This window comes from Kitasatospora sp. RG8, from assembly GCF_017813315.1.
Classification (GTDB): Bacteria; Actinomycetota; Actinomycetes; order Streptomycetales; family Streptomycetaceae; genus Kitasatospora.
The window spans coordinates 1-1,044 of the sequence record NZ_JAGIYX010000095.1; the positions used below are offsets into that span (position 1 = coordinate 1).

Annotated in this window: 1 pseudogene; it reads right to left on the minus strand. The window is 77.9% G+C overall.

Annotated features, from left to right (window positions below):
• Positions 1-1,044: pseudogene (locus tag J5Y04_RS41165) on the minus strand (ABC transporter permease); the annotation flags it as partial.

The following is a 1,044-nucleotide window of genomic DNA, read 5'->3' on the forward strand; positions in this document are numbered from 1 at the left end:
CTGGTCCCCTGACGCACCACCGGGATCAGCCGGTCACCGCCGGGCAGCGCCGCGTACCGGCCGCCCTGGCCCATCCCGGCCAGCGGCGAACCGGAAACCCGCAGCCCGCCGGCCGTGGCGAACGCGGCCTGGTCACGCTGCGAGGTGGTCCAGGTGGTGTGCTGGCCCAGCGCCAGCACACCCGTGGCCACCGCCAGCACCAGCAGCAGCACCGGACCGCTGGCCCGCCCGGGACGACGCGCCAGCTGCCAGCCCGCCAGCGCCGGGACCAGACCACGGCCCCGCGCGGCCAGCCGGCCCCCCAGACGCGCCGCCAACGGCAGCAGCCGCAGCACCAGCAGCGTGCCCGCGCACAGGGCCAGCGTCGGCGCGGCGACCAGCACCGGGTCCAGGCCCAGCCGGCCGCCCGCGTCCGTGGACAGCCCGCCGTGGTACTGGGCCAGCTGGTAGTAGGCGAGGGCGGCGAGGGCGACCACCGCCAGGTCCGCGCCGGAGCGGACCGCGCCGGCCACCATCGCCTGGCGCCCTCCGGCGCGGCGCAGGACCGCGCCGGCCGCGCCGCGCAGCACGCCCGGGACGGTCGTCAGGACGACACAGGCCAGGGCACAGGCCGCCGCGACCGGCCACAGCGTCCAGTGCAGCCCGGTGTCCAGCGGCACACGGGCGAGCGCCCCCCGGGCGGTGAGCAGGTGCAGCAGGGGCGGGGTGAGCAGGGGGGCGAGCAGGGCCGCGGGCAGGGCCAGCACCAGAGACTCGGTGGCGGTGAGGGCGCCCAGGCGCAGGCCGGAGGCGCCGCGGGCGGCCAGCAGCGCATTCTCGCTCTCCTGCCGGGCGGCCATCAGATGGACCACCAGGAGCAGGACGGCGGCGGCCAGGACGGTGAGCTGGAGGGCGCCGATCAGCAGGGTGGAGCGGGCGACCAGCGCACTGGAGTCCAGTTCGCGCAGGACGTCCCCGACCTCGGTCCTGACCTGGAGGCCGGTGGCCTGGCGCAGTTCCTCGCCCAGACTGTCGGCACGGTCCTGGATCCCGGCCGAGGCGGGG